Genomic DNA, 25,754 nt, shown 5'->3' with positions numbered 1-25,754 from the left:
CAGCCGCGGCACCCTCGCCGTTCTGGTGCGGGCGGACCGAGCGCTCGGAGGGGCGGCGATGAGGATCCTTCACCAGGTCGACTCGTTCACCCGGACCCCGTTCACGGGCAATCCCGCCGGGGTGGTCCTCGACGCGGACGGCATGACGGACGCCGACATGCTCGCCGTGGCGCGCGAGCTCAACAAGTCCGAGACGGCGTTCGTGCTGCCCCCTGACGGCGCCGATCACGACGTACGCGTCCGCTTCTTCACCCCGACGACGGAAGTGCCCACCTGCGGGCACGCCACGGTGGGCGCGCACTTCGCCAGGGCCGTCGAGTACGGGCTGCCGTCCGGCTCGCTGGTGCAGAAGACGGGCGGCGGGCTGTGCCAGCGGGTGGAGATCATCCGTGACGGTGGCGGTGACCGGGTGCGGATCGGGATGCACCAAGGGGCGGCCGACTTCGGGCCCGAGCTGGACGGCACCCAGGTGGACCGCCTGCTGCGGGCACTCGGTGCGAAATCCGGCGACCTCGCGGAGGACGGGCCCGTCCAGATCGTCTCGACCGGGCACTCCAAGGTCATCGTGGAACTGCGCGACCGCGCCGCCGTGGACGGTCTGCGCCCCGAACCGGCCGCGCTGACTGCGCTCAGCCGCGAGGTCGGCAGCAATGGCTGGTTCGTCTTCACCCGGGCCACCGGCGAGGCCGAACTCCTCACCTGGGCCCGGATGTTCGCCCCGGCGATCGGCATCGCCGAGGACCCGGTGACCGGCAACGGGCACGGCCCGCTCGGCGCCTACCTGGTGCACCACGGAATCGTGCCCGCACCGGGCGGGCGGCTCGACTTCACCGGCCGCCAAGGCGTGGCGATGGGACGGCCCGGTGAGGTCGGCGTACGGGTCGACGTGCGGTCCGGCTCCCGGCGGGGCGGGGAACTCCTGGTCTCGATCACGGGCGACGCGACGACGGCGTTCCGCGCGCGACTGAACGCGTGACGAAGGCGTGAGGAATCACCCGCCGTCGCGTACGTCGACCAGCTGACAAGGGCGATGTCCGAATCCCGCCAGCATCCGTGATCGCGGCATCCCACTGTGGAGGTGAAACGAAAGCGAGCGAAAGCGAACGGAAGGGAGGCGAAGGCGACTATGACCGCCTACACGACCATCACCAGCCCGTTGGGCGAACTCTTGCTGGTGGGCGAGGAAACAAGCGACGGCACCACGCTGACGTCGCTGTCCGTGCCCGGCCAGAAGAGCGCCCCTGCGGTGCGCGCCGACTGGCGGCACGCACCCGACCGGTTCGCGGGCGTCGCCCGGCAGCTGGCCGCGTACTTCGCCGGTGAACTCACCGAGTTCGACATCGAGTTCACCCCGAGCGGCACGGAATTCCAGCGGCGGGTGTGGCGCGCCGTGGAGGACATCCCGTACGGCACGTCGACCACGTACGGCGCGCTCGCCGAGCGGCTCGGGGTGCCCCGCGGGCGCGTCCAGGCCCTGGGCGCCGCGATCGGTGCGAACCCGCTCCTGATCGTGCGGCCCTGCCACCGCGTCATCGGCGCGGACGGCTCGCTGCGCGGCTACGCCGGCGGTGTGGAGCGCAAGGTGCAGCTCCTCACCCATGAGGGCGCCCTGCAGCCCACCCTCGTCTGACGCGTCCCGGCTCCGTCCACGCCCCGGCCGGAGCCGGGGGACGCCCCGCCCCGCAAGCCGGGGAACGCCCCGCCCCGCAACCCGAAGGACCCGAACCATGACCGCCACCACGCGCCCCGCGAGCCGCGTCACGTCACGTGTCGACGCGGGGGACTGGTCCGCGCTGACCGCCGAGCTCGACGCGCACGGCCACGCACTCACCGGCCCGCTCCTGAGCGCGGGGGAGTGCCGTGAGCTCGCCGCCCTGTACGACGACGCCGACCGATTCCGCACCACCGTCGACATGGCCCGGCACCGCTTCGGCTCCGGCCAGTACCGTTACTTCACCCATGAACTGCCCGATCTTGTCCGGGAGTTGAGGGAGGCCTTCTACCCCCGGCTGCTGCCCGTCGCCCGCGACTGGGCCGAGAAGCTGGGGAAGGCCGCACCCTGGCCGGACAGCCTGGAGGAGTGGGTCGCGATGTGCCACGCGGCGGGCCAGTCCAAGTCCGCCCAGATCCTGCTGCGTTACGGCCCCGGCGACTGGAACGCCCTGCACCGCGACGTGTTCGGCGACATGCTCTTCCCGCTCCAGGTCGTCATCGGCCTCGACACCCCCGGAACTGACTTCACCGGCGGCGAGTTCCTCATGACCGAGCAGCGCGCACGCGCCCAGTCACGCGGATCGGCCACGACGCTGCCGCGGGGACACGGCCTGATCTTCACCACCCGCGACCGGCCCGTGGCCTCCAAACGTGGCTGGTCGAACGCCCCTATGCGGCACGGCGTGAGCACCGTCCGTTCCGGGCGGCGGCGCACGCTCGGCCTGGTCTTCCACGACGCGGCGTGAAGTCCCCGGGCGCGTACACACTCTGCGGCCCGGACGGAAAGCCGTATCGCAGCAGCACGCCCGGCACGCTGGGCGGACACCGGCGCGGGCGCCTGTACGGACGCCTGGACTGCCCCTCCGCGCTGCGCGCCATCGCCCGCGGCCACTACGTCGCCCACCGGGTGTTCTTCGCCGACGAGGCGACCGCGATCGCCGCCGGACACCGGCCGTGCGCGGTCTGCCTGCCCGCCTCGTACGCCCGATGGAAGGCCCACACGACAGGCCCAGACGACAGCCCAGGCGGAACTCCCCACACGGAAGGCGGCACGACCGCACCATGAGCATCCGCGACCGCACCATGAGCATCCTCGAAGAACGGGAGCACTCCCGCTCACCCCTCATCGCCGCAGCGGAACTGGCCGCCCACCCGGACCTGCCCGTCCCCCTCGCGCACACCGAAGCCGAACTCGCAGCCCTCATCGGCCTGTTGAGACTCCCCAAGGCGCGTATCGAGACCGTCGTCATCGGGCACAGCCGAGATCAGGCCTCCCGAAGCTCCGCCGGGGCGTTCGCCGCCGCCTGGACGGCACGCGGCGGCACGGTCATCGCGACGGTGCACTGGCCCGAGACGGCCGCCTCCTGGCTGCGCGCCGCGAACCGCCTGACCGCCGAACTGCCGCACGCCTGGGTGATGGCGGCCGCGCCCCTCGGCTTCGCCCAGCTCGCCCGACGCCTGCGGCACTCCACCGCATGGGACCCCGCCCGCACCTACGCCTTCGGCTCCCTCGCGGACTCGCGGCTGCCCGCGCTCGCCGGTCCTGGCGTCCTCGACGGGCTGCGCGGTGCGAGCACGGACGGCGCCACCTGGGACGTACGCCGGGGATGGGTCACCTCATACGCGCCGGTCAACTCCGCCCCCCGCTCGAACGGTTGACCTGTACGCTCGGGCGATGAACGCAGAAGACGCCAACCTCCTCATCGACACCAGCAAGCCCCACCCGGCCCGCGTCTACGACTGGCTGCTCGGCGGCAAGGACAACTACCTGGTCGATCAGGAGATGGGCGAGAAGCTGCCGCCCGAGGCGAGGGCCAACGCGGCACGGAACCGCGCGTTCATGCACCGTGCCGCCGCCTGGCTCGCGCACCACGGCATCCGCCAGTTCCTCGACATCGGCACCGGCATCCCCACCACGCCGAACCTGCACCAGATCGTCCAGGAGATCGCCCCCGCCTCCCGGGTCGTGTACGCCGACAACGACCCCATCGTGCTGCGTCACGCCGAAGCCCTCCTTGTCAGCACCCCGGAAGGCGCCACGGACTACATCCAGGCGGATGTGCGCAGGCCCGAGGCCATCCTCGACCACGCACGCGAGTTCCTGGACTTCGGCAGACCCGTCGCCCTGTCCCTCATCGCGCTGCTGCACTTCATCACCGACGACGAGGATCCGTACGCCCTCACCCGCTCCCTTGTGGACGCCCTGCCGTCCGGCAGCTACCTGGTCCTCTCGCACGGCACCACCGACGAGCATCCCGAGCTCGTGGAGTCCGTCAAGAACACCTACCGGGAGGGCCGGGTGCCGCTGCGGATGCGGCGCCGCGAAGAGGTCGAGCCCTTCTTCGACGGCCTGGAGCTCGTCGACCCGGGTCTGGTGACGGCGACGCGCTGGTACCAGGAATCGCCCGCCCCGAAGGATGAGTTGAGCGGCTTCTACGTGGGCGTCGCCCGCGTCCCGTAAGGGACGGGAGGAGCCCCCGACCTGCCCCGCGGCCCGCCTTTCCTTACGCTGGAATCAGAGGTGAGGAGGGCGTCATGCCGGCCATCGCCGTGCACAAGGCAGCGCTGCGTGAGGGGCTCGTCCTTCCGTATGCCGAGGTGGGCGGCCCCTCGGGTGTGCCGGTCGTCCTTGTCCACGGCTATGTCGACTCCTGGTGGACGTTCGAGCCGCTGCTGCGGCGCATGCCCGCCTCGCTGCATGCGTACGCGCCCACGCAGCGAGGCCACGGAGACGCCGACAAGCCCGCGGACGGCTATCTCCCCGAGGACTTCGCCACCGACCTCGTCGCCTTCATGGACGGCGTGGGGATCGAGCGCGCGGTGCTCGTCGGGGGATCGAGCGGAGGGGTGCAGGCGCGCATCGTCGCGGGCCGCTATCCCGACCGGGTGGCAGGTCTCGTACTCCTGGGCGTCCCGGTCGCCCTCGCCGACAAGCCCGCGGCCGCCGAGCTCTGGGAAGCCGTACGGGACCTTGAGGACCCGGTGGACCGTGACTTCGTGGAGCGGTTCGCGCTCGGCATGACGGCCGAGCCCGTCGCCCGCGGTTTCCTGGAGACCATCGTCGAGGAGAACCTGAAGGCACCCGCCCGCGTATGGCGGGAGACGCTGCGCGGCCTCCTCGAAACCGATCTGCGCGCGACCCTGGCCGGGATCCTCGTCCCCACCCTGGCCGTCTGGGGCGACCAGGACCCGATCGTGACGCGCGCGGAGCAACAGACGGTCCTCGACACCGTCATCGGCTCCCGGCTGATCGTCTACGAGGGCGCGGGGCATGCCGTGTACTGGGAAAGGCCGGAACGGGTGGTGCGGGACATCGCCGACTTCGCCAAGAGCGCCGCCTGATCAGCGGCGCCCCGCCGTGCTCGGCAGGATCGCTTGCGGATGCCATCGGCGTACGGGCGTGCTGTGCTGGCCATGGAGCGGCGGCCGCCACGCGGCGTCCCCCCACATGCCCTTCACCGCACCGCCTCGTCACACAAGGAGTCAGCCGTCATGGCGATCTTCATGCACGCCTCCCTCCCGGGTACCACCACCGACCAGTACGACGCCCTCAACGCGAAGCTCCAGGAAACGCCCGAGATCTTCGACGGCTGTATCGCCCACGTCTGTGTCCCGAGCAGCGACGGCCTGGACATCTACGACCTCTGGGAGTCCGAGCAGCACATGCAGGCGTTCACCGGGAAGCTGATGCCCGTCGCCGAAGGACTCGGCATGTCCGGTCCCGGCGGACAGCCAAAGGTGGAATCCGTGCACAACTACTGGATTCCCTGAGCCTGACCGTCACGCGAGACCGTTTGCCGTGCGGGCCCGGCCCGCACGGGCGACGATGGAGGCATGGAGCGGACATCCCTCGGTGATGTCAGCACACCGGGACGCGTAGCCGCCGCCGACGAGGGCATCAGCGAGGAAGAGCTGGGCCTGGCGGCACGCAATCACGGGCTGCCGCTGGAAGCGCTGCGCTACGACGTCACACCGCCCGGCCTCCACTACGTGCTGGTCCACTACGACATCCCCGCGGCCGACGCGGACACCTGGCGGCTCTCCGTCGGCGGACAGGTCCGTACGCCCCTGGAACTGAGCCTCGCGGAACTGCGGGCGCTGCCGGCCGTCACCCACCGGGTCACGATGGAGTGCGCGGGCAACGGCCGCGCCCGGCTGAGCCCGCGCCCGGTCAGCCAGCCCTGGCTGGTGGAGGCGGTGGGCACTGCCGACTGGACGGGCGTACCGCTGCGGTCGGTGCTCGCGGCGGCGGGGGTCGAGGGCGGCGCGGTCGAGGCCGTCTTCACCGGCGCGGACCACGGTGTCGAGCGCGGCGTCGAGCAGGACTACCGGCGCAGCCTGCAACTCCCCGTGGACGCGGACGTACTGCTCGCGTACGCGATGAACGGCGGCCCGCTGCCGCCCCAGCACGGCTACCCGCTGCGGCTTGTGGTTCCCGGCTGGTACGGCATGGCGCACGTCAAATGGCTCCGCCACATCGAACTGACCGACACCCCGTTCACCGGCTTCCAGCAGGCCGTGGCCTACCGGCTCCGGCAGTCTCCCGACGAACCCGGCGAGCCCGTCACCCGGATCGCCCCGCGCGCCCTGCTGGTCCCGCCCGGCTTCCCGGACTTCATGTCACGCGTACGGGTCGTGCGCCCAGGACCCGTCGATCTTGCGGGACGCGCCTGGTCGGGATACGGGCCGGTCACCCGGGTCGAGGTCAGCACCGACGACGGCCGCACCTGGACCGACACCGAGGTCGCGGGACGGGGCCCGCACCTCTGGGGATGGCAGGCCTGGCACACCACATGGCACGCGACGGCGGGCTGGCACACCCTGACCGTCCGGGCATCCGACGCCGACGGCAACACCCAGCCCCTCGAACAGCCCTGGAACCGGGGAGGCTTCGGCAACAACGTCGTGCAACGCGTCCCGGTCCTGTGCTGCTGATTGACTCATCGACTCATCGACCCGAGGCACGCAGCCGGGTCGCGTCCTGCGCGGGCGGCAGCCCGAAGGCACGCCGGTATTCGCGGTTGAACTGAGTCGCGCTCACGTACCCGACGGCCTGCGCGGCCTGTACGGCCGTGGCGTCTCCGGCGACCAGCAGCCGGCGCGCCTCCTGCAGCCGCAGCGGGCTCATCCCGGTGGCGGCCTTGAAGTGGCGGTGCAGGGTGGCGGTGCGCCGAAGCCAAGGGCGCGTCCGTCACCCAACTGGCGCTCGCCTGGCTCCTGGCCCAGGGTGACGACATCGTGCCGATCCCGGGGACGCGTGATCCACGGCGGCTGGAGCAGAATGTCGCGGCGGCGGACCTCACGCTCACACCGGCGGACCTGGCCCGTGTCCAGGAGATCTTGCCGCACGGCGGCGCGGGGTCCCGCTACCCGGAGTCGATCATGCCGTCCTGGTGACGCCCGCGGCCCGGATCGCGTCGACGGCGATCCGGGCCGTCGTGCCGATGACCGCGTCGGCCGCGGGCAGGACGGCGGCCGTGGCGGCGGCGCGGGTGAACACGGCGACCGCGTACCGGCCGCCGTCGGGGTACTCGATGACGCCGACCTCGTTGCGCAGCGTCGGCAGGCTGCCGGTCTTGCCCGCCACGTGTACGTCGTCGAAGGGGAAGCCGGAGGCCATCCGGTGCGGCCACACCTGCAGGCCGAGGATCCGGCGGATGGCCGCCCCGTGCTCGGCCGTGCAGGCCTCGTCACGCCAGACCGCGCCGAGCAGCCGGGTCATCTCGCGCGGGGTGCTGCGATTGGACCGGGCGGGGTCCAACGCCCGTAGCCTGCCGATGACATGAGGGTCCGTCAGGACTTGGGAACCGCCAGGACCCGTGTCTTCCCTGAGGGTGGCCAGGAGTCCGCCGAAGGTGTGCAGCGCCCGGGTGCGGCTCAGACCGAGGTCCGCGGTCGCGCGGTTGACGGCGTCGATGCCGACCCGGTCGAGCAGCAGGTCGGCGGCCGCGTTGTCGCTGACCGCCATCATCGAGTACGCCAGGTCGCGCAGGGACATACGGACGGGATCGAGCATGGCGGCGAGGCCGGTCCCGCCGGGAGCGCGGTCCGTCAGCGGGCATTCCACCTGCTCGGTGAGGTCGAGGACGCCGGCCGCGGCCCGCTGGTGGAGGGCGACAAGGAGACAGAGCTTGTGGACGCTCGCCGTGACGACCGGATGGTCGCCGCCGGCGTCGATCTCCGCGCCGGAGTCGATGTCGCAGGCGTGCAGCCAGCCGGTGACGCCGGCTTCGGCGAAGGCCGTGCGGATGCGGTTGAGGGTGTCGTTCACAGCCAGAACTCCGATGCGGGGCGCAGGTGGAGAGGTCGCGACGGCGGGTCGGCGCTCGCCCCCGCGGTGTCGCGCAGGGCGCGCGTCGCCGCGTCCGCGAAGGTGCTGACGGCGGAGTCCCGGTGCCCCTGCGGCCAGGCGACGGAGTGCCGCCAGGCCAGGGGTGCACCGGTGAGGGGGCGCCAGACGACGTCCGGGTCCCGGTCGCCGGAGGGGTGGACGTCCCGGGGGCTGAAGGCGACCGCGTTCGCCGAGAGGACCAGGCCCCGCACGAAGCTGGATCCCTGGCCGTGCCGGACGGTGGCGGGGGAGTAGCCGCCCCGCGCGCAGGTGGTCAGGATGTCGTCGTGCAGCGCGGGCGCCCCGGCGCGGGGGAAGAGGACCAGGTCGTATCCGCTGAGGGAGGCCAGCGGAATCTCGCCGAGCGCGGCCTGCGGCGCGGCGCGCGACAACAGCACGCCAAGCTCGCGGCGGAGCACAGGCCCCAGTTCGAGCCCCGTGATGTCGCACGGGTGGTGGATGAGCCCGACGTCCAGGTCGTGCGAGGCGAACCGGGCCAACTGCTGGGCGGTGGACAGCTCATGCAGCTCCAGCTCCAGCTCCACGCCGACGTGCCGCTGCCGGAAGTCCGCCATGATCGCGGCCACCGTCTCCCCGCCGATGTCGGCCGAGAGGCCGGCCCGCAGCAGCCCGCTCTCCCCGTCCCGGATACGGCGGGCGGTGGCCATCAGGGCATCGGATCGCGCAAGGAGCGCACGGGCCTCGTCGAGGAGCAGCACCCCTGCCTTGGTGATCGTCACCTGCCTGCTGGTGCGATCGAAGAGACGTACCCCCAACTCGCGCTCCAGACGCTGGATGCGCTGCGACAGCGGGGGCTGGGCCATCCCGAGACGGGTGGCGGCGCGGCCGAAGTGTGACTCTTCTGCAACAGCCACAAAGCACTCCAGGTGCCGCACCAGGTCCATGAGCAGCAACGATATCTCATCTGTATCAATGTGAGATTGATAGGGAACTTGGACATGCGTGACGAGCGGCTGCTCTCCTGCCTGGCATGACCGATACAGGCCACCGGCCCTCCGCCACTCCATCCGTCACCACCTACCGCCGTAGACCGCGCAAGGCGCTGCGGGCCGCCGTCGCGGCGGCCGTGGCGCTCGCCGTCGTCGCGGGCGGGGCCTACGCCGCCGACCTCGGTCCCTTCGACTCCGGTCCTGACGGCCCCGATCCGGCGGCCCTGACCCAGGCGCGCGCCTTCCTCGCCGACTGGGCGGGCGGCCGCCTGCCGGAAGCGGGGGCGCGCACCACCAAGCCCGGCGAGGCACAGCAGGTGCTGCGCAACTTCACCGCCGGGCTCGACATCAGCAAGCCCGCCCTGAACGCGTCAGCGGCCAAGGCGAAGCTTGCGGAGAACGGCACCGTCGCCGTCCCCTTCACCGCCAAGATGCCCGTGAAGGGCCTCGGCACCTGGACGTACACATCACAACTGCCCCTGCGCGAGCAGAACGGCCGATGGAGGGTGGACTGGCGCCTTTCGCTCGTGCACCCGCACCTGAGCGGCAGCGAGAAGTTCCGGCTGGAGCGCGAGGACACCGAAGGGCCGGGCGCCGTCGACCGCGACGGCAAGGCCCTGTCGGCCGACACTCACCCATCCCTCGCCCCGGTCCTCTCCGAGGTCGCCGTGGCGTCCGGGGCCGGACCGCACGGCGCGATCCACCTCGTCGACCGGACCTCCGGGGACGTCAGGAAGACGGAGGTCACCTTCGGCAAGAAGCCGTCCCGTCCCGCCGACGAGGCGGTGCGGACCACGATCGACCCCGCCTGGCAGGCCGCGGCCGAGAAGGCGCTCGCCGACGAGACCGGCGGCAAGGACGCCGCGCTGGTCGCCCTGCGGGTCGACAACGGCGAGATCCTGGCCGTGGCCAATTCGCCGGCCGGCTTCAACCGCGCCGTCTCCGGCACCTACGCGCCCGGCTCCACCTGGAAGATCGTGACGACCAGCGCGCTGCTGCTCAAGGGCGACGTCGCGCCGGACGACACCGTGGACTGCCCCAAGTACCTGACCGTCGGCAAGGAGTTCCACAACGTGGAGACCTCCGAGCACCGCGGCGCCAGCTTCCTGGAGGACTTCACCGAGTCGTGCAACACCGCCTTCATCAGCCTGCGCGGCAAGCTCGGCGACCGTGAGATGGGCGATGTCGCGGGCAAGTACTTCGGCGTCGGCCAGGAATGGCACACCGGCGTCCCGTCGTTCGACGGCTCGGTGCCCGAGCCCCGTGACGAGACGGAGAAGGCCGCATCGATGATCGGGCAGGGCCGGGTCCTCGCCAACCCGCTGATCATGGCATCCGTGACGGCGACCGCCGCATCCGGGACGTTCCGCCAGCCGACTCTCGTACGCGGCTCGAAGGACACCACGACCACCACGGACCTGCCCAAGAAGGTGGTCGGCGACCTGCGGACGATGATGCGCGCCACCGTCACCGACGGCACGGCCGACCTCCTCTCCGACCTGCCCGGCGACATCGGGGCCAAGACCGGTACGGCCGAGGTCGCCGATGGCACCCCCAACAACGGCTGGCTGGTGGCCCGCCGGGGCAATGTCGCCATCGCCTGCGTCGTCGAGAAGGGAGTCACCGGCGGCCGGTCCGCGGGCCCCGTCGTGCGCAGCCTGCTGGCATCCGTTCCCGACGACGGGACGCCGCCGACGTCGTAGCGCGCGGTCAGTCGTCGACGGCGTCCAGTACGTCACCGAGATCCACGAACTTGAAGTTGGTGGAAGGGCGTTCGCCGTCCCCGGGGGCGTCGTGGCCGTCCTGCACGACGAGCAGCCCGTTCGGGTACCGGGAGCCCAGCGGGGCGTTCAGCGCGGCGGCGCCGTCGCACTCCTCCGAGCCGTCGACGCCGGACGGGGCGGCGGTGACGCGGAATCCGCCCTCGTACTCGTTGGCGTCGGACACCTCGCGGTCGTATGCGGCGAAGGTGTTGTCGCCCTGGCTTGAGGCCAGGAGGTAGCCGTCGCCGTCCTGCTCGTTCACCAGGGTCAGGCCCTCGACGTCGGCGGAGATGCGGGTGCCGCCGTAGCCCGGGTCGGCGCCCGGGGTGCACTCCTCGGTCTCTTCGTCGTACGTTCCCGGGACGCCGAACTCACGGACCTTGTCGATGAGTTGCGGCTTGCCGGTCAGGTCGGCGGGCAGCCGCCAGATGCCGACGTCCTCCTGGCCCGCGTACAGCGTGCCGGTGGCCGCGTCGACCACCATGCCCTCCACCTGCGGGAGTTCACCTGGCTCGCCGCAGGAGGACCACGAACTCCCGTTGGGCAGACGGAAGTCGGCGGGAAGGTCGAGGGTGCGGATCTTGCGATAGCCGACCGTGCCGCCGGGACCGGGCGTGAGCTCGAGCAGTGCGATGCCGGTGCGCTCGCGGCGGCTGACCAGGGCGTAGGAGCGGCCGGTTGCCTTGTCGGTCCAGGTGGCGAGGCCGTACGCGGTGCGCTGCTCGTCGATCTCGGCCTGCGATGAGGAGAAGACCGGGGCCGCGGCAGGGTCCGTGACGTCGGTGAGGGGGCCACCGGTGCGGTCGCGGTCGATGCGGTAGAAGCGCAGCCGGTCGCTGCCACGGTCACTGGTGACGGCCAGGTCGGCTCGGCCCGATGACAGCCGCAGACCGTGCACGAGGTCGACGTTGTTGAATCGGCCGGGCGCGTGATCGGGGCCCGGAGCGGCGGGCGCGGGCACCGACTGCACCTCGCGCGCGTCCAGGTCGTACACGCGCAGACCGCCCTGCTTGGCGGTGCCGATCACCAGGCTGCGCCCCGGGTCGGCGGCGTTGCGCCAGATCGCCGGGTCGTCCGCGTCGGCGTCACCGCCCGCCTCGTCGTCGTGCAGCGCGGGGGTCTCGGAGCGCGGCGTGACGGTGGGCAGCGGCGAGGCGGCCAGGGCCTGGAAGGGCACGACGGTGGCGGCGAGCGCCGCGACCGCAGTGACGAGCGCGAGCCGTGCCGGCCGTGCGCTGTGGGACGTGACCACGTGGGGGACTCCTTCATGTCGGAGAGGCAGGGAGAGTGTGCGGCCCGTGGGTGAAGTCTTGCCCGGAGGTAACGCGTCCTGGTCGTGTGCGGGACGTGAACGGGCGGCGCTGGAGCGGCACTTGGGGAATTCGGGGCATGGGTCCGCGTCGACAGCAGGGGGATGCGTGACTGTGCGCAAATGAGAGGCATCTGATGCCTGCTCCATCCCATCCACTGAGCTGAATTCAGGAACGTATGGGCATCTGCGTTTCCGATAGGCCGCTGTCCGGGTACGGTCCTGCGGGAGGTGGTAGCCAGTGAGTCAGTCCCTCACGGCCGCAGGACCAGTGGCAGAGCTCGCCCTCACCGGTGACGTCGCGCGTCCGGCCCGGCTGACGGTGGCCGATCTGCTCGCCTGGCCGCAGCATCGGGTGCGGGTCAGCTTCGAGTGCGCCACGAGCGGCATGCGGCACCACCTCTTCGAGGGGCCGCTGCTGCACGACGTGCTGTCCGACGCCGGGCCGGGCTTCGACCCGGCGCGGCGCAAGGACCGGCTGCGGTTCCTGATCGCGGTGACGGGCGCGGACGGCCATCACGGCCTGCTGTCCTGGGCCGAGATCGACCCCGACTTCGGCCGGGCCCCCGTCTTGCTCGCCGTCGGCATCGACGACACCCCGCTCGACCGCGCCGGCCCGCAGCTGGTCCTGCCCCAGGACCGCTGCGGGGGCCGTCACATCAGCGGCATCCAGGCCATTCATGTGGACGGCCGTTACGCGCCCCCCGACGAAGAGCGCGAAGCCGTCGCGTCCTAGGGCCGGTCGACGTGTACGTTCGTCGACTTGACGCGTGCGGTGACGGTGACCCCGACCGCGAGATCCAGCTCCTCGACCGCCTCCTGGGTCACCATCGACACGAGCCGGTGCGGACCCGACTGGATCTCCACCTGGGCGACGACACCGTCGGACCGCACGGCCGTGACGATCCCCGTGAGGGCATTGCGCACCGACGTCTGCGGCGCGTCGTCATCGGGTCCCTGGCCCTGCGCCCGCTCCACGGCGAACCGCGCGAGGCCCACGCCGTCGATCGCCCGGTTCCCCGAGCCGTCCCGCTCCATCGAGAGCCGCCCGCCGTCGGCCCACCGGCGGATGGTCTCCGAACTCACTCCCAGCAGGCGCGCGGCCTGACCAATGCTGTACGTCGGCACGGCGGAACTCTAGCCGGGCGTCGGCCGGGTGCCGCGGCAGGTCACAGCGGGGGCTCCAAGTGTGCCCACGGCGCGGCCCCTTCGAGCTGGGTGGCCAGGGCGAGCAGCGGCCCCTCGCCGCCCAGCGGGCCCACGAACTGCACGCCCAGGGGCAGACCTTGCGGCGTGCGGTAGAGCGGCACCGACATGGCCGGGCGGCCGGTGATGTTGGCGAGCTGCGTGAAGGGGTTCGGAGCCAGGTTCTCCACCACCGCCCGCCTCCACAGCCGGGTCTTGCTGAGCCGGCCCGCCATGCCCGCCTTCAGCAGCCCCGCACCGACCTTCCGCGTCAGCCACGGCGTGTCCAGCTCGCCGACGCGGACCGGCGCACGGCCAAGGGTCGGGGTGAGCAGCAGGTCGTAACGCTCGTGGAAGGCGGCGAGGCGGCGGTTGTAGGTGTTCCAGCGGGCGTGCCTGATGGTGTACTCCGTCGCGCTCACCGCGTTGCCCGCAGCGGCGATCAGACGGGTGTCGAGTTCGAACCGGTCGTCCTCGGCGCCGGTGCGGTGCTTGATCTCCGCCATGGTCGCGGCCTCCGCCACCGCGTACATCGACATGAAGTCGTCGGCCAGACGCACCCCGTCGATGTGCGGCTCGGCCTCCTCGACATCGTGCCCGAGCCCGGTGAGCAGCTTCACGGCGAGGTCGACGGCCTCGACCGCCTCCCGGGCCACGGGGGTGCCGATGGGGGAGCGGGTGCTGACACCGATGCGGAGCCTGCCGGGCGTGCGGCGGGCCAGTTCCGCGTACGTGGTGTCGGGGCGCGCGGCAAGGAACGGCCCGCCTGCATCGGGGCGGGTGGTGAGCGTGTCCAGGAGGGCCGCGCTGTCGCGGACCGTACGGGAGACGACGCCGTTGCTCGCGGCGCCCATCAGGAGCTCGGCGTGGCCGGGACCCGCGGGTACAAGGCCGCGCCCCGGCTTGAGGCCGAACAGGCCGCAGCACGCGGCGGGGATGCGGATCGAGCCGCCGCCGTCGTTCGCCCCGGCCGCAGGGACGATGCCCGCGGCCACCGCCGCGGCGGAGCCTCCGGACGAACCGCCCGGCGTGTGGGCGAGGTTCCAGGGGTTGCGGGTCGCGCCCGTGACCTCCGGCTCGGTGATGCCCTTGATGCCGAACTCGGGGACATTGGTCTGCCCGAAGATCACCAGTCCCGCCTCCAGCCAGCGCCGCACCGCCTCACTGTGCTCGGCGGCCACGTCCGCCTGGGTGGCGCGCGAGCCGCGTCCGGTGGGCCGGCCCGCGTAGTCCTGCATCAAGTCCTTGATCAGGAACGGCACTCCGGCGAGCGGCCCGGAGAGCTCCTGGGCGGCGCGCTCGCGGGCGATGTCATGCATGGGCCGGATGATCGCGTTGATCTTCCCGTTCACGGCCTCGGAACGGCTGACGGCCGCCTCCAGGAGTTCGCCCGGCGTGACCTCGCCCCGGGCCACCAACTCGGCGAGTCCGACCGCGTCGTGAGCCCTGTAGTCGCCGTACTCCACCGCGTACCCCCTGAGAGTTGGAACCCATGGTCCCGTGGAGCGTAGATCGTGGACGGTCGGCAGAGGAATGGGGCGGCTGCTTCCCGCCACGGGGTGGACCGCAGCCCTAGGCTTCCCCAGGCACCGACCCCGACCCCAGGAGCGCACCCCGTGTTCGACCCCGCACCCGCGTACCCGTACCCCGACGCCCACGGACCGGAGGAGAAGCCCGCGCCGCATGCCCTGCTCGCGCCCGTGCTCGGGTTCCTGGGGACCTGGCACGGCCGTGGCGAGGGCGGGTACCCGACGCTCGACGGTGACTTCGTGTACGCGCAGGACGTCACCTTCAGCCACGACGGCCGCCCCTTCCTGCACTACGAGGCGCGGGCCTGGCTGCTCGACGCCGACGGCGCGCCGCTGCGTCCGTCGGCCCGGGAGAGCGGCTGGTGGCGGCTGCAGCCCGACGGCCGGGTCGAGGCCCTGATCACCCAGCCCACCGGCATCGCGGAGATCGCGGTCGGGCATGCCGCCGACGGCACCGTCGACCTCTCCACCTGCGACGTGGCCCGCACCCCCACCGCCAAGGAGGTCGAGGCCACCCGCCGCCGCTACACCCTGACCGACGACGGCGCACTCACCTTCGTCCACGACCTCGCGGCGGTCGGCCGGCCGCTGCAGCACCACCTCTCCGCACACCTGAGCCGCAAACCGTAGGGCGGGCGCGGGCGGCGCTGTGACCTACCCCATGGAAAGATCAAAGTGACCAGGGGTTACCATATGAGCGCCGCCTAGCTCGAAAGATAAACCTGTGACTGTCAATGACGACTCGTTCACCAACTGGAAAAACCGCGAGGAGATCGCGGAGTCGATGATCCCGATCATCGGGAAGCTGCACCGTGAGCGGGACGTGACGATCCTGCTGCACAGCCGCTCCTTGGTGAACAAGTCGGTGGTCAGCATTCTGAAGACGCACCGCTTCGCCCGGCAGATAGCCGGTGAGGAGCTCTCGGTCACCGAGACGCTGCCGTTCCTGCAGGCCCTCACCACGCTCGATCTCGGCCCGTCCCAGATCGACATCGGCATGCTCGCCGCGACGTACAAGTCCGACGACCGCGGTCTGACGGTGGAGGCGTTCACCGCCGAGGCCGTCGCCGGTGCCACGGGTGCCAACAAGATCGAGTGCCAGGAGGGCCGCGACGTCGTCCTCTACGGCTTCGGCCGTATCGGCCGCCTCGTCGCCCGCCTGCTCATCGAGAAGGCCGGCTCCGGCAACGGACTGCGGCTGCGCGCCATCGTCGTACGCGGTGGAGGCGACCGGGCCGCCGAGGACATCGTCAAGCGCGCCTCGCTGCTGCGCCGCGACTCGATCCACGGCCAGTTCCAGGGCACGATCACCGTCGACGAGGCGACCAGCACGATCCTCGCCAACGGCAACGCGATCAAGGTGATCTACGCCAACGACCCGTCCGAGGTCGACTACACGGCGTACGGCATCAAGGACGCCATCCTCATCGACAACACGGGCAAGTGGCGCGACCGCGAGGGTCTCTCCAAGCACCTGCGCCCCGGCATCGACAAGGTCGTCCTGACCGCTCCGGGCAAGGGCGACGTCCCGAACATCGTCCACGGCGTCAACCACGACACGATCAAGCCCGACGAGCAGATCCTGTCCTGCGCCTCGTGCACCACGAACGCGATCGTCCCGCCGCTGAAGGCCATGGACGACGAGTACGGCGTGCTGCGCGGCCACGTGGAGACCGTCCACTCGTTCACGAACGACCAGAACCTGCTGGACAACTACCACAAGGCCGACCGCCGCGGCCGTTCCGCGCCGCTGAACATGGTCATCACCGAGACCGGCGCGGCCTCCGCCGTCGCCAAGGCGCTGCCCGACCTCAAGGCGCCGATCACCGGCAGCTCGATCCGCGTCCCCGTCCCGGACGTCTCGATCGCCATCCTGAGCCTGCGCCTGGGCCGCGAGACCAGCCGCGAGGAAGTCCTCGACTACCTCCGTGACGTCTCACTGCACTCGCCGCTCAAGCGCCAGATCGACTTCACCACCGCCCCCGACGCCGTCTCCATGGACTTCGTCGGCTCGCGTCACGCCTCGATCGTCGACGCCGGTGCCACCAAGGTCGACGGCGACAACGCGATCCTCTACCTCTGGTACGACAACGAGTTCGGCTACTCGTGCCAGGTCATCCGGGTCGTCCAGACCGTCTCCGGGGTGGAGTACCCGACCTTCCCGGTCCCGCAGGTCTGATCCAGCAGGCCCTGAGGCCCACGGGGGCCGAAGGCCCGAAGCACGACCGGTCCGGTGTCCCGCGCTGCGGGGCACCGGACCGTCGTCGTTCAGGCGGCCCAGCCTCCGCGCAGTAGAAGAAGAGCCCGCCCTGCGCGTACACCGTCTCGGGCTCGGTGCCGAGCCGCCAGCTGACCAGGTCGAAGTGGTGGGTCGCCTTGTGCACCATCAGGCGGCCGGAGTTGGCCTTGTTCCGGTGCCGGCGGCGGAAGTAGTCCGCGCCGTGCCGCAGATCGAGCAGCCACTCGAAGTGGACCGAGCCGATGTCGCCGATCTCGCCGCCCGCGAGCAGCTCGCGCACGGCCGAATGCACTGGGTTGTAGCGGTAGTTGAAGGCGACGCGGACCTCGCGGCCGGTGCGGCGCTCGGTGTCGAGGATGCGGCGGGCGCGGTCGGCGCTCGTGGTCATCGGCTTCTCGGTGACCACGTCGCAGCCCGCTTCGAGGGCGCGGACGATGTACCGGTCGTGGAGGTGGTCGACGGTGCAGACGACGACGAGGTCGATCCGCTCGCGGCGCAGCATCTCATCGAAGTCCTCGGCGGCGTACGCCGGCACGGGTGGCCGGCCGGGGTGGTCGACCGCGATCCAGTCGTTGTGGACGGTCATGCGGTGCGCGTTGACGTCGCAGAAGCCGGCCAACTCGATCCGGTCCGCGTAGGGGCCTGCGAGTGCCTCGGTGAAGAGTTGGGCGCGGGCGCCGAGGCCCACCACGGCGCAGCGGCGACGGGGTACGGCGTTAGGGCATGCGGAATCCGTTCGGCGGGATGGATTTCGGCGGGGTGCGATGCGGCGGGACGGGTGCGGTTGATGTCGCCTGTCGCCCCCTGAGGCTGACACTCCGGATCGCCCGCTGTCCACAGATTGATTCGTTTCATTCCTTGCTGCCGGGGGTCTTGTCCTGACAATCGCGCCGTGTCTAGGGTCGCCATCGGGGCAAGCGCTTTCTGTCGCCGTCCACCGGCCGTCCACCGCCGTACGAGGAGACCCGTGTCCTCCACCCCCACTCGCCTGCGGGCCGCCGTCGTCGGTACCGGCGGCATCGTCACCGGCAGCCATCTGCCCGCCCTGCGGGCCCACTCCGGCCGGATCGAGCTGAGAGCCGCGGTCGACCCCGCCCGGCTCGACGCGTTCCGCACCCGGGCCCGTGCGTCGGGCATGGACGTCGAGGGGTACGCCGGCCTCGCCGCGACCTGGTCCTCATCAGCACCCCGCCGTCGCTGCACGCAGATCGTGGCCGCGCTGACGGCGGGCGTCTGGGTGCTGTGCGAGAAGCCGCTGTGCCTCCCGCTCGCCGAGTACGACGAGATCGCCGCCGCCGAGGAGGCATCGGGAACGTACGCATCCGTGGTCTTTCAGCACCGCTACGGCTCGGGCGCCGTCCACGCCCGCCAAGGCCCCTGGCTCGCCTTCACCGCCGAGCACGGCGACGTCGACGCGCACTCCACGCTCGTCTTCGCGCACGCCCTCGAGCACCTCGACGCCGTCCATGCATCGCATTGGTTCGTACGCTCCGAACCCATCCCCACCGTCGCGTTCTCCTGGGCATTCTTCGAGGAGTTCGAGCTGGCCCCCGGCGCGTGTTTCGCCTACCGCTACCGCGACCGCGTCTCAACGCACCTGAAGGGACTGACATGGTGAGCCTCCCGCACCCGCTGCCCGGAGCCGTCGGGCTCTCGCACCTCACCGCCTACGACTGGGAGGCAGCCGACGGCGTCTGCGGCGGCAGCCCCCATCTGCACCTGGTGTGCACGGAGGCGTATGTCGTCACCGGCGGCCGCGGCGCCGTCCAGACGCTCAGCCCCGACGGTTACCGCGACGTCCCCCTGGAGGCGGGCTCGGTTGCCTGGTTCACGCCGGGCACCGTGCACCGCATGGTGCAGGGCGGGGAGCTGCGGATCACCGTGCTGATGCAGAACAGCGGCCTGCCCGAGGCCGGGGACGCGGTCTTCACCTTCCCGCCCGACGTGCTCGCCGACCCCGAGCGGTACGCCGCGGCGGCGCGGCTCCCTGCGAAGTCCGGTCCGGAGGCGGAGGCCGCCGCACGCAAACGCCGCGATCTGGCCGTCGAGGGATATCTGCCGCTGCGCGAGGCGCTCAGGGCCGGGGACAACGGCCCGTACCTGGAGTTCCAGCAGGCCGCGGCCCGCCTGGTCCGGGACAAGGTCCCCACGTGGCGTGAGCTGTGGCGGGCGGGCGCGCTGGCCACGGCCGAGCGCACCGGCACGCAGCTCGACGCGCTGGAGGCGGGCGACCCCGGCTACCTCGCCGCATCGGGCACGTACGACACCGCTCCTTCGCGGCGCGGCGGATACGGCATGTGCGGCCGCCGCGACGAGTACGAACTGCCGGGCACCACCTTCCCGTACCACGACGAGTAACCGCCCCCCAAGAAGCGCGCGTCAAGAACCAGAGAGGAGCTTCGGGCCGCGCATGACGCTTTTCGCTGACGTGCTGTGGCTCGGCGCCGTCACGTCCCTGCCTGCGTCCCGCTGATCACCGCTCCCGCCGCGCTCGGCAGCGGCCTGACCCTCCTCGCGCTCGCGGCGGCGGCGCTGTGTGCGTGGCTGCCGCTGCCGCTGCCGCTGCCGCTGCTGGTGCCGGGGCCACTGGCCCTTGCGCTGACGGCCATCGACGTACGGGCTGTGCGCCCCGAAGGGGCGCGAGGAACTGCGCGACCAGCCACGACGGACCCGCGGACGAATACCGCACTCCCCGCGGAGCGCCTGGTAACCGCCGATCGGCGCCGCGGCGTGGCTGTCGGCAGCGCATCGGGTTCGTCGTGATTGCCTGCCACCAGGTGCAGGGGGAGGGGAAACCGGCGGATCAGTTCGTGGAGGGTCCGGTACTCCTTCGGACTGCCGTGATCCACCAGATCGCCGGTGATCACCACGCAGTCCGGCCGGGGGTGGAGCGCGAGGATTCGGCCGAGCGCCCGGTCGAGCCCCCTGGCGGGATCACCCGCCAGGGGGCCGGTCGTGAGGTGCGGATCGCTGAGATGCGCGATGGCTGTCGTCATCCCGTCATCCTCGAACGTTCCAACGCCCTTGAGGGGATGGTCAATCGGCGACTGCCGGCGCGAGTACCTCCTCGCACCACTGACGGAAGGTCGTGGGCGCGTTCTCGGGAGTGCTCGGCGCGGTGGCGCCGTAGTAGCCCTGGTCGTTCAGGGAATCCGTCATGTCGGCAAGGCCCTGCGCCCAGGCCTCGCTCGCCCCGAAGCGCACCATCGTCACCTTGTAGTCCGCGCCGGTGGTCTGCTGCGCGCGCACCGGACGGCCGATGACCTCGGCGACGACCTGCGCCATGGCCTCGGGGGACAGGTCGTCGGGTCCGACCAGGGGGACGTCGGCCTGCCCGGTCCAGGTTGTGTCGAGCAGCAGCCGGGCCGCCGTGGCGGCGATGTCGCGGGTGGCGCAGGTGCGCAGGACGCGGTCCGGAGCCAGCGCCAGGCGGAGCGTTCCCGTGGCGCGGACCGACTCGGCCTGGCCCAGCAGGTTCTCCATCAGGAACGGCGGGCACAGTGCCCGGTAGTGCGCCCCCATCGCGGAGATCGCCTCGTCCGCGGCGAGCGACGCCGAGATCTGCCCGGCGTTCTTCGCCACTCCGCGGCCCAGGGTCGAGACGCCGACGACCCGCGTGACACCCTGCTGCCCGATCACCTCGCGCAGCGGCTCGGTGAAGTCGCGGAAGTGGCCCTCGACACTGTCGGCCCCAGGCGTCGGGGGCACCAGCCAGAACAGGCGGTCGGCGTCCGCGCACGCCTCCTTCAGGACGGCCGGGTCGGCATGAGATCCCCGTACGACGTCGACGCGTTCGCGCGCCCGCTCGGAGAGACGGGCGGGGTCGCGGGCGATCACCCGGATCGGCGGGGTGCCGTCGGGGGCGTCGAGGAGACGGTCGAGGACCTGGCGGCCGATCTGCCCGGTCGGGGTGGTGATGACGATCATGAACAACTCCCATAGACGTACGTCGACTTGGAGATGGCAGGTGGTGCCTCAGGAGGCTTCGGCGGGTGCTTCGCCGGATGTCGTCGAGCCTGCTGCGTCGCGCGCCCGAACTGAAGGACCGATCAGCTCCCGCTTGTTACCCTCAGGGCAATACCGACCGGAGGGGGGAGAGCGTGGAGTCCCGGCCGCTGAGCTACTTCGTCGCCGTTGCCGAGGAGCTCAACTTCGCCCGCGCCGCGGAGCGCCTCGGCATCTCCCCGCCGCCCCTGTCCCGCGCGATCCGCCGGCTTGAGACGGATCTCGGCGTCACCCTCCTGGAGCGGACCACCCACAGCGTGACGCTGACCCCGGCCGGGTCGGTGCTGCTCGCCGAGGCGAGGATCGCCCTTGACGCCCTGCGGGCCGCCGCGCGCCGGGCGCAGCGCGCGGCCTCCCCGGAGCCGAAGCTGGTCCTGGCCGTCAAGGCCGACGGGGACGCGGGACTCCTGGAGCCGATCCTGGCGCGGCACGCCGCCGATCCCGCGGCCGTGCCCGTCGCCGTCCGGCTGTGCGCCTGGCACGAACAGCCGCGGCTCCTGCGCCAGGGGGAAGCCGATGTGGCCCTGGTGCACGAGCCGTTCGACCGCACCGGCCTGGACAGCGAGACACTGGTCGCCGAACCGCGTGTCGTGGCACTCGCCGCCACGCACCCGCTCGCCGGCAAGGACCAGGTGGCGCTCGCCGATCTCGGCCTGCGCCCCGGCGATGTGGACCGCTTCATCGACGAGACCCGCGGCCGGGGCCACGACCTCGCCCAACTCCTCACGCTCGTCGGCCTCGGCGACGTCACCCCCTTGTTCCCCGTCTCGGTGGCCGACCGCTACCCACGCCCCGGTGTCGTCTACCGCCCGGTCACGGACGCACCGCCCGCGGTCCTCGCCGTCGCCTGGCCGCAGCAGTCCCGCTCGACGGACGTGGCGGCACTCGTCCGCGCCGCCACGTCCGTGGCGGAGGCGGGCCAGGGGTGAGTGCGGCAGCGCCGGCGTGCCTGCGCGGGACCCCCTTGTCATGACCGCTGCGGTATAACCGGCGCATGATCTACCACGCCGTGCCGCTCAGCGAGTGGAGCGCCAAGACCGACCGCCCGTACGCACCCGCTTCGCTCGCGGAGGAAGGGTTCGTCCACTGTTCCCCTGACGAGGCGACAACTCTGGCCGTCGTCAACGCCTTCTACCGGAGCGCGCCGCGGCCGCTGCTGGTGCTGTGCCTCGACGAGGACCGTCTCGCCGCCCGGGTGGAACACGAGGCGGCGGCCCCCGCCCCGCCGCCCGGCGTCGCCGAAGACACCCTGTTTCCCCATGTGTTCGGGCCGGTCAACCGTGACGCCGTCGAGCGGATCCTGGAGGTCGAGTGGGACGAGGAGGGTTCGGCCAGGGAATTGAAGCAGGCGAGCTGACACGCGTGGCTAGCCCCCGCCGACGGTCAGCGGGCAAGCAGGTGCCGCAGGGCCTTGGCGATGTCGGTGGGGGCCTCCTCCGCCATGAAGTGCCCGCACGAGACGGTGGCGTGGCGCAGGTCGGCCGCCCACGCTCCCCACAACGTCGCCGCCTCGAAGCCGAGTGCGGCGCCCCAGTCCTGCTGGAGGACCGTCACGGGCATGGTCAGCCGGTTGCCCGCCGCGCGGTCCGCCCGGTCGTGGTCGGCGTCGATGCCCGCGGAAGCGCGGTAGTCCGCGACGATCGAGGGCACGGCATCGCGGCAGGCCCGCAGATAGGCGGCCCGGATCTCGGCCGGGACGGCCTCGGGGTCATGGGCCCACACGTCGAGGAAATGACCGAAGAATTCGTCCGCGCAGGCGGCGATCATCTTCTCGGGCAGCCCTGGTGGCTGGGCCATGAGGTACAGATGAAAGCCGACGGCCGCGGCCGTGCCGTGCAGGGCCTCCCACATGTCGAGGGTGGGCAGTACGTCGAGGCAGGCCAGATGGGTGATCACGTCCGGATGGTCGAGCCCCGCACGGAAGGCCACCAGCGCTCCCCGGTCGTGCCCGGCCAGCGCGAAACGGTCGTGCCCGAGGCTCTTCGCCAGGGCGACGATGTCACCTGCCATGGTCCGCTTGGAGTAGGTGTCGGGGCTCTCCGCCACGGGCTTGTCGCTGTCGCCGTAGCCGCGCAGGTCGGGGCAGACGACGGTGTGGTCGGCCGCGAGGTCGGCGGCGACATGGCGCCACATCAAGTGCGTCTGGGGGAAACCGTGCAACAGGACGACTGGCGGCCCCGAGCCGCCGACTGCCGCGGTCAGGGTGATGCCGTCGGCCACCGGCACGCGGTGGCGGTCGAATCCGTCGATGGTGGGTTCCATGGCTGCGCTCATTTCGGTGCGGAGGGTTCTCGCAGGTCGGCGTCCCGGATTCGGCCGGCGGCCGGCGCCGGGCCCGCGTCCCGGTCACGCGGTGGGTCAAGCCTGCGGGCCCCCGATGAGCAGCCGATGAACGCGCTGTACGTTGAGGCCGGCGGGCCGAGGCCGTGCGCGCCGTGTCGGATGCCGTGCGGCGCACCCGTGCCGGGACCGCCGACCCCGACCGGCCCACCGGATCGTTCCTCTTTCCTGGGGCCGACCGGCGTCGGTAGGACCGAGCCGGCCACGGCGCTCGCCGACTTCCTCTGCGACGTCGATGCGGGCCAGGGCCCGCATCGACTTGAGCGGGTACGGCGATAAGCACAGCGTGGGACGGAAGGACGGGCGGGACGTGCACGTGGAGTTCGGGGTGCTCGGCCCCGTCGCTGCCTGGGGCGAGGACGGCGCTGTCGTCCCGCTCAAGGGGCCGAGGCACCGGGCGGTCCTCGCCCGGCTGATCGTGGCCCGCCGGCGCGTCGTCCCGGTCGCGCGCCTGGTGGAAGACCTGTGGGAGGAGCCCCCTGCGGACGCGGTCGGCACGATCAGGACGTTCGTCGCCGGTCTGCGCCGCGCGATCGAACCGGACAGGCCGCCCCGGGCGCCGGCCCGCCTGCTCGTCACCGAGGGCCCCGGATACGCGCTGCGGGCCGCCCCCGATGACGTCGACGCCTGGCGGTTCGAGAAGGACGTCGGGTCCGCCGCCGAACTCCCGCCGGGGCGGCTCGTGGCCCGGCTCACCGACGCGCTCGCGACCTGGCGCGGTCCCGCCTACGCCGACTTCGCGGACGAGCCGTGGGCCCGCGCCGAGCGCTCCCGGCTCACCGAACTGCGCCTGCACGCCGTCGAGCGCCGCGCCGAGGGCAGGATCGCCCTTGGCGCGGCCGCCGAGGCGGTGCCGGACCTCGACGCCCATGTCGCCGACCACCCGTGGCGCGAAGACGCCTGGCATCTGCTCGCGACGGCCCTGTACCGGTCGGGACGCCAGGCCGACGCGCTGTCCGTGGTCCGCCGCGCACGGCGGATGCTCGGCGAACACCTCGGGGTGGACCCGGGCCCGCGGCTGCGCCGCCTCGAAGCGGACATGCTGCGCCAGGAGGACCATCTGGACCCGGGCCCCGGCGGAACGGCGGCCCAGGTCTGGGCCCAGGCGGCAGCGGCGTACGAGAACGCGGTGCCCTCACGCTCCCGCGCCCGCCTGGAGTCCACGGCCGGTCTGATGCGCGACCTGGCGGTGACCGGAGGCGGCGGCCTGGAGGCCGCCCGGCGCCACCGGGTCGCGGCCGTGGCCGCCGCGGAGCAACTGGGCGACCCGGAACTGACGGCGCGCGTCATCGGCATCTACGACGTGCCCGCGATCTGGACGCGGTCGGACGACCCCGAACAGGCCGCATGGCTGGTGGGCGCCGCCGAACGCACCTTGCGGCTGCTTCCTGCCGAACGGCACGACGCGGTACGCGGACGGCTGCTCGCCACGGTCGCCGTCGAGTCCCGCGGCATGCTCCCCGGCGAGCCGAGCGCGTCGGGCACCCATGCGCGCGCCCTGCAGGCCGCACGGCAGTCGGAGCGGATCGCACGGGACCTGGGCGACGCGTCACTGCTTGCCTTCGCGTTGAACGGCGTGTTCATGCAGACGTTCCAGCGGGCGGGCCTCGCCGCACGGCGCGATGCGATCGGCGCCGAGTTGGTGTCCCTGTCCGGACAGAACAACCTGGTGACCTACGAGGTGCTCGGCCATCTCATCCGGCTGCAGGCGCGCTCCGCGCTCGCCGACTTCGCCGGGGCCGACCTGCACGCGGAGGCGGCGGACCTCCTGTCCCAGCGCCACGAACTGCCCCTCGTCGCCGTCTTCACGACGTGGTACCGGGCGCTGCGCACGTCCCTGACAGCGCCCCTTGCGACGGCGGAGTCCGCGTACGAAGCGGCCGCCGCGACCCTGGAGGGCGCGGGGATGCCGGGGCTGCGGCACGGCCTGCCGCCGCTGGCCCGGCTGAGTCTCTACGTCCGCCACGACGCGACGTCGCGGATCGAAGCGATGTCCCGAACCGACGCGACGTCCCGAACCGACGCGACGTCCCGAACCGACGCGACGTCCCGGATCGCCGCGATGGACCGGGGCCTCGACTGGGGCCCCTACGAACCCTGGGTGCGCCCCCTCCTGCTCGCGTCCCGCGGCGACGATGCGGGCGCCCGTGCCGGGCTCCGGGACATCGCCGCACCGCCGCGCGACCTGCTGTTCGAGGCGCTCTGGTGCGTCGTGGCACGGGCCGCCGTCCTCGTGGGCGACCACGCGGTGATGCGCCGCGCCCGTACGCAGCTGGAGCCGGCGTCCGCCGAACTGGCGGGCGCCGGCAGCGGGTTGATCAGCTGCGGTCCGGTCTCCAGGTACTTGGACGAGCTGGCCTCGGCGCTCGCACGCGCATAGTGGCGATGCC

The 25,754-nt window shown here is 72.0% G+C and carries 26 protein-coding genes and 6 pseudogenes; 22 read left to right on the top strand and 10 right to left on the bottom strand.

Features of this window, described 5'->3' with window-relative positions; all coding sequences use genetic code 11:
* The first annotated feature begins 58 nt into the window (after positions 1-58).
* The 9 genes from AB0G47_RS36440 to AB0G47_RS36400 all read left to right on the top strand — a co-directional run bounded on the left by AB0G47_RS36440 (position 59) and on the right by AB0G47_RS36400 (position 6,648).
* Complete coding sequence (locus tag AB0G47_RS36440) at positions 59-976, top strand: PhzF family phenazine biosynthesis isomerase (protein WP_360778937.1); 918 nt, start codon at positions 59-61, stop codon at positions 974-976.
* 150 nt (positions 977-1,126) lie between these two features.
* A complete protein-coding gene (locus AB0G47_RS36435) occupies positions 1,127-1,630 on the top strand; it encodes a methylated-DNA--[protein]-cysteine S-methyltransferase (protein ID WP_360778935.1) in 504 nt (167 codons plus the stop codon).
* Between the two features lie 97 nt (positions 1,631-1,727).
* Positions 1,728-2,459: a 2OG-Fe(II) oxygenase gene (locus tag AB0G47_RS36430; RefSeq protein WP_360778933.1), complete on the top strand. Its 732-nt coding sequence runs from the start codon at positions 1,728-1,730 to the stop codon at positions 2,457-2,459.
* Complete coding sequence (locus tag AB0G47_RS36425; RefSeq protein ID WP_360778930.1) at positions 2,456-2,779, top strand: metal-binding protein; 324 nt, start codon at positions 2,456-2,458, stop codon at positions 2,777-2,779. The genes AB0G47_RS36430 and AB0G47_RS36425 overlap by 4 nt, the downstream gene beginning before the upstream one ends.
* Positions 2,776-3,372, top strand: a complete 597-nt coding sequence (locus AB0G47_RS36420) for a hypothetical protein (RefSeq protein ID WP_360778927.1) — start codon at positions 2,776-2,778, stop codon at positions 3,370-3,372. Before AB0G47_RS36425 ends, AB0G47_RS36420 begins: the two co-directional genes overlap by 4 nt.
* Positions 3,373-3,388: 16 nt before the next feature.
* Positions 3,389-4,174, top strand: a complete 786-nt coding sequence (locus AB0G47_RS36415; RefSeq protein ID WP_360778925.1) for an SAM-dependent methyltransferase — start codon at positions 3,389-3,391, stop codon at positions 4,172-4,174.
* Between the two features lie 74 nt (positions 4,175-4,248).
* Positions 4,249-5,055: an alpha/beta hydrolase gene (locus AB0G47_RS36410; RefSeq protein ID WP_360778922.1), complete on the top strand. Its 807-nt coding sequence runs from the start codon at positions 4,249-4,251 to the stop codon at positions 5,053-5,055.
* Positions 5,056-5,205: 150 nt separating this feature from the next.
* Positions 5,206-5,484 carry a hypothetical protein gene (locus AB0G47_RS36405; protein WP_360778919.1) on the top strand — a complete coding sequence of 93 codons (279 nt, stop codon included), beginning with the start codon at positions 5,206-5,208 and terminating at the stop codon, positions 5,482-5,484.
* A gap of 63 nt (positions 5,485-5,547) precedes the next feature.
* Entirely contained in the window at positions 5,548-6,648 is a 1,101-nt protein-coding gene (locus tag AB0G47_RS36400; RefSeq protein WP_360778916.1) for a sulfite oxidase, read from the top strand.
* Positions 6,649-6,661: 13 nt separating this feature from the next.
* On the opposite strand, the pseudogene AB0G47_RS36395 reads toward AB0G47_RS36400, so the two are convergent.
* Positions 6,662-6,877: pseudogene (locus AB0G47_RS36395) on the bottom strand (helix-turn-helix domain-containing protein); the annotation flags it as partial.
* 5 nt (positions 6,878-6,882) lie between these two features.
* Here AB0G47_RS36395 and AB0G47_RS36390 point away from each other — a divergent pair.
* A pseudogene (locus AB0G47_RS36390) lies at positions 6,883-7,110 on the top strand (aldo/keto reductase); the annotation flags it as partial.
* Here AB0G47_RS36390 and AB0G47_RS36385 read toward each other — a convergent pair.
* A complete protein-coding gene (locus AB0G47_RS36385) occupies positions 7,094-7,984 on the bottom strand; it encodes a serine hydrolase (RefSeq protein ID WP_360778913.1) in 891 nt (296 codons plus the stop codon). The pseudogene AB0G47_RS36390 and the gene AB0G47_RS36385 sit on opposite strands and share 17 nt — an antisense overlap.
* Positions 7,981-8,949, bottom strand: coding sequence for a LysR family transcriptional regulator (locus AB0G47_RS36380; protein ID WP_360778910.1), 969 nt, complete (start codon positions 8,947-8,949; stop codon positions 7,981-7,983). The genes AB0G47_RS36385 and AB0G47_RS36380 overlap by 4 nt, the downstream gene beginning before the upstream one ends.
* An 86-nt stretch (positions 8,950-9,035) precedes the next feature.
* On the opposite strand from AB0G47_RS36380, the gene AB0G47_RS36375 reads away from it, so the two are divergent.
* Positions 9,036-10,697, top strand: coding sequence for a penicillin-binding transpeptidase domain-containing protein (locus AB0G47_RS36375; RefSeq protein WP_360778907.1), 1,662 nt, complete (start codon positions 9,036-9,038; stop codon positions 10,695-10,697).
* Between the two features lie 7 nt (positions 10,698-10,704).
* On the opposite strand, the gene AB0G47_RS36370 is transcribed toward AB0G47_RS36375, so the two are convergent.
* A complete protein-coding gene (locus tag AB0G47_RS36370; protein ID WP_360778904.1) occupies positions 10,705-12,009 on the bottom strand; it encodes a phytase in 1,305 nt (434 codons plus the stop codon).
* Positions 12,010-12,307: 298 nt separating this feature from the next.
* On the opposite strand from AB0G47_RS36370, the gene AB0G47_RS36365 reads away from it, so the two are divergent.
* Complete coding sequence (locus tag AB0G47_RS36365; protein WP_360778901.1) at positions 12,308-12,802, top strand: molybdopterin-dependent oxidoreductase; 495 nt, start codon at positions 12,308-12,310, stop codon at positions 12,800-12,802.
* On the opposite strand, the gene AB0G47_RS36360 is transcribed toward AB0G47_RS36365, so the two are convergent.
* Together AB0G47_RS36360 and AB0G47_RS36355 are read right to left on the bottom strand one after the other, a co-directional pair.
* Positions 12,799-13,194 carry a TOBE domain-containing protein gene (locus tag AB0G47_RS36360; RefSeq protein WP_360778898.1) on the bottom strand — a complete coding sequence of 132 codons (396 nt, stop codon included), beginning with the start codon at positions 13,192-13,194 and terminating at the stop codon, positions 12,799-12,801. The genes AB0G47_RS36365 and AB0G47_RS36360 overlap by 4 nt on opposite strands.
* 41 nt (positions 13,195-13,235) lie before the next feature.
* Positions 13,236-14,717 (bottom strand): amidase family protein, encoded by a 1,482-nt coding sequence (locus AB0G47_RS36355; protein ID WP_360778895.1) that lies wholly within the window; start codon positions 14,715-14,717, stop codon positions 13,236-13,238.
* A 150-nt stretch (positions 14,718-14,867) separates the two neighbouring features.
* Between AB0G47_RS36355 and AB0G47_RS36350 the strand changes: the two genes are divergently transcribed.
* Together AB0G47_RS36350 and AB0G47_RS36345 are read left to right on the top strand one after the other, a co-directional pair.
* Positions 14,868-15,410, top strand: a complete 543-nt coding sequence (locus AB0G47_RS36350) for an FABP family protein (RefSeq protein WP_360778892.1) — start codon at positions 14,868-14,870, stop codon at positions 15,408-15,410.
* A gap of 94 nt (positions 15,411-15,504) precedes the next feature.
* Positions 15,505-16,959 (top strand): glyceraldehyde-3-phosphate dehydrogenase, encoded by a 1,455-nt coding sequence (locus AB0G47_RS36345; RefSeq protein ID WP_360778889.1) that lies wholly within the window; start codon positions 15,505-15,507, stop codon positions 16,957-16,959.
* Here the strand turns inward: AB0G47_RS36345 and AB0G47_RS36340 are convergent.
* Positions 16,895-17,710 (bottom strand): Gfo/Idh/MocA family oxidoreductase, encoded by an 816-nt coding sequence (locus AB0G47_RS36340; RefSeq protein WP_360778886.1) that lies wholly within the window; start codon positions 17,708-17,710, stop codon positions 16,895-16,897. The two genes, AB0G47_RS36345 and AB0G47_RS36340, sit on opposite strands and share 65 nt — an antisense overlap.
* Before the next feature lie 201 nt (positions 17,711-17,911).
* Between AB0G47_RS36340 and AB0G47_RS36335 the strand changes: the two are divergent.
* The 4 genes and pseudogenes from AB0G47_RS36335 to AB0G47_RS36320 all read left to right on the top strand — a co-directional run.
* Positions 17,912-18,334, top strand: a pseudogene (locus tag AB0G47_RS36335) (Gfo/Idh/MocA family oxidoreductase); the annotation flags it as partial.
* Between the two features lie 30 nt (positions 18,335-18,364).
* Positions 18,365-18,595, top strand: a pseudogene (locus AB0G47_RS36330) (DUF6807 family protein); the annotation flags it as partial.
* Positions 18,596-18,630: 35 nt separating this feature from the next.
* The gene (locus AB0G47_RS36325) at positions 18,631-19,377 is read left to right on the top strand and encodes a cupin (protein WP_360778883.1); all 747 of its coding nucleotides are present in this window, start codon (positions 18,631-18,633) and stop codon (positions 19,375-19,377) included.
* 75 nt (positions 19,378-19,452) lie between these two features.
* Positions 19,453-19,782: a hypothetical protein gene (locus tag AB0G47_RS36320; RefSeq protein ID WP_360779183.1), complete on the top strand. Its 330-nt coding sequence runs from the start codon at positions 19,453-19,455 to the stop codon at positions 19,780-19,782.
* A gap of 38 nt (positions 19,783-19,820) precedes the next feature.
* On the opposite strand, the pseudogene AB0G47_RS36315 reads toward AB0G47_RS36320, so the two are convergent.
* A pseudogene (locus AB0G47_RS36315) lies at positions 19,821-20,015 on the bottom strand (metallophosphoesterase); the annotation flags it as partial.
* Positions 20,016-20,055: 40 nt separating this feature from the next.
* The gene (locus AB0G47_RS36310) at positions 20,056-20,946 is read right to left on the bottom strand and encodes an NAD(P)H-binding protein (RefSeq protein WP_360778880.1); all 891 of its coding nucleotides are present in this window, start codon (positions 20,944-20,946) and stop codon (positions 20,056-20,058) included.
* 173 nt (positions 20,947-21,119) lie between these two features.
* Here AB0G47_RS36310 and AB0G47_RS36305 point away from each other — a divergent pair, with 173 nt between their 5' ends.
* On the top strand, positions 21,120-21,953 hold the full coding sequence (locus AB0G47_RS36305) for a LysR family transcriptional regulator (protein ID WP_360778878.1): 834 nt from the start codon (positions 21,120-21,122) through the stop codon (positions 21,951-21,953).
* A gap of 65 nt (positions 21,954-22,018) precedes the next feature.
* Positions 22,019-22,381: a DUF952 domain-containing protein gene (locus tag AB0G47_RS36300; protein ID WP_360778875.1), complete on the top strand. Its 363-nt coding sequence runs from the start codon at positions 22,019-22,021 to the stop codon at positions 22,379-22,381.
* Positions 22,382-22,407: 26 nt separating this feature from the next.
* On the opposite strand, the gene AB0G47_RS36295 is transcribed toward AB0G47_RS36300, so the two are convergent.
* Positions 22,408-23,286: an alpha/beta hydrolase gene (locus AB0G47_RS36295; RefSeq protein WP_360778872.1), complete on the bottom strand. Its 879-nt coding sequence runs from the start codon at positions 23,284-23,286 to the stop codon at positions 22,408-22,410.
* A 158-nt stretch (positions 23,287-23,444) separates the two neighbouring features.
* Between AB0G47_RS36295 and AB0G47_RS36290 the strand changes: the two are divergent.
* Together AB0G47_RS36290 and AB0G47_RS36285 are read left to right on the top strand one after the other, a co-directional pair.
* Positions 23,445-23,659, top strand: a pseudogene (locus AB0G47_RS36290) (AAA family ATPase); the annotation flags it as partial.
* A gap of 15 nt (positions 23,660-23,674) precedes the next feature.
* Complete coding sequence (locus AB0G47_RS36285; protein ID WP_360779167.1) at positions 23,675-25,744, top strand: BTAD domain-containing putative transcriptional regulator; 2,070 nt, start codon at positions 23,675-23,677, stop codon at positions 25,742-25,744.
* Positions 25,745-25,754 lie beyond the last annotated feature (10 nt).

It is taken from the genome of Streptomyces sp. NPDC021622 (assembly GCF_040640795.1).
In the GTDB taxonomy this organism is placed as follows: Bacteria; Actinomycetota; Actinomycetes; order Streptomycetales; family Streptomycetaceae; genus Streptomyces.
The sequence above is the reverse complement of the archived record's forward strand: the minus strand, read 5'-3'. Positions and strand labels throughout refer to the sequence as shown.